The organism is Polaromonas sp. P3_C2 (assembly GCF_056402675.1).
This window is the reverse complement of sequence record NZ_JBFUGX010000845.1, coordinates 1-1,552: the sequence shown is the minus strand read 5'-3', so window position 1 is coordinate 1,552 and position 1,552 is coordinate 1. Positions and strand designations below refer to the sequence as shown.

Genomic DNA, 1,552 nt, shown 5'->3' with positions numbered 1-1,552 from the left:
GTTCCTGCAACCTGGCCCGGACGAGGGTGGCGATCATCAGGTTGCGATGCGTCTTGGAGTCCGCTGGCACCACGGTCCAGGGTGCCCAAGGAGTGCAAGTGGCCTGGAGCAGCGTTTCGTAAGCCTTCTGGTACTGCTTCCACTGCTTGCGGACCTCCAGGTCGCCCGCGCTGAATTTCCAGTGTTTGGCGGGGTCATCCAGTCGCTCCTGCAGCCGTTGCTTTTGCTCATCGGGACTGATATGCAACATGAACTTGAGGATCACCGTACCGGTTTCCGAGAGCATGCGTTCGAAGTCGTTGATGTGCCGGAACCGCTGTGCTGTTTGTGCCGATGTGATCCATCCGTTGACGGGCGGCACCAACACATCTTCGTAATGGCTGCGGTTGAAAATCACGATCTCCCCCGTGCCCGGCAACTGCTGATGGATTCGCCACAGGTAGTCATGCGCCCGCTCATCTTCCGTCGGAGCCTTCCAGCTGACCGTCCGTACGCCCAGCGGGCTGATGCGCCCAAAGACACCGCGCAATGTCCCGTCCTTGCCTGAGGTGTCCGTTCCCTGCAGGACCACAAGAAGTTTGTAGCGTTTGTCCGCGTAAAACAGGTTTTGCAATCCGTCAATCTCCGTGGCCAGTGCTTCGACGGCAGCTTTATCACGTAGCTTGTCGCCCGTCGAGAACGGCTTGGCTGCCGGGTCAAGGCTGGCGAGGGAAAACCCCTTGGGCTTCGTCGGGGAGGGTTGCCAGGGGGCTACGGTTTTGGCCAGCGCCTTGAAGCTTGCCTTGCCAGGCTGTACCTCTTGTGGAGAAGGTGTGTCGGCGTTGTTGCGGGGCATCCGGGTCTCCTGCAGTTCATCGGTAGGATGATTGTGCATGCCCAGCCCACGTGAGGAGGGCGCGCGGCCAGCCTATGCCCCTCACCGTCTGATGGGTGGTTTCAGGTGGATAAACTTGATCTGCTGGTTTGGGCCGTTGCCATGAGATGCATACACGCCCATATACCTGTTGGTCAACATTTGAACTGAGAGGCCCTGTCATGGAAAAAAACACTTCTGCAAATGCTTCCGCGCGGCCTGGTGTCCAGCCTGCTTCCGGTTATGCCGGCGATATTTCTCCACAGCTGGCTTTTGAGTGGATGCAGTCGGGTGAAGCCGTGCTGGTGGATGTGCGGACCGACGCCGAACGTGAATGGGTGGGCTATGTGCCCGGCGCAGTACCTCTGGCCTGGAAGCAATGGCCGGGCATGGCGATCAATGCTGGTTTTGAGGAAGGACTGAAGGACGCCGTGCCTGCCGGCAAGAAGGCAGTGCTGTTGTGCCGCAGCGGCGTACGTTCGGTCGCAGCGGCCAAACGCGCGACCGAGCTGGGTGTCCAGGCTTACAACATCCTCGAAGGTTTTGAAGGCGATGCTGATGAGCAGGGGCAGCGCGGCCGCAAGGGTGGCTGGCGTTTTTGGGGCTTGCCGTGGAAGCAGGGTTGAGATGACTGCCACCTTCGGTGGCCGGTACATCTACTTTYTGTAACTTGAATATGTAATTAAATGACGGTTGGAC

2 protein-coding genes are annotated in these 1,552 nt (G+C 59.0%); one reads left to right on the top strand and one right to left on the bottom strand.

Features of this window, described 5'->3' with window-relative positions; genetic code table 11:
• Positions 1-835 (bottom strand): PPK2 family polyphosphate kinase (locus AC1DWI_RS22650; protein ID WP_477725845.1); only part of this gene is annotated, 835 nt, incomplete at its 3' end.
• A 200-nt stretch (positions 836-1,035) separates the two neighbouring features.
• Here AC1DWI_RS22650 and AC1DWI_RS22645 point away from each other — a divergent pair.
• The gene (locus AC1DWI_RS22645; RefSeq protein ID WP_477668564.1) at positions 1,036-1,479 is read left to right on the top strand and encodes a rhodanese-like domain-containing protein; all 444 of its coding nucleotides are present in this window, start codon (positions 1,036-1,038) and stop codon (positions 1,477-1,479) included.
• Positions 1,480-1,552: the final 73 nt, after the last annotated feature.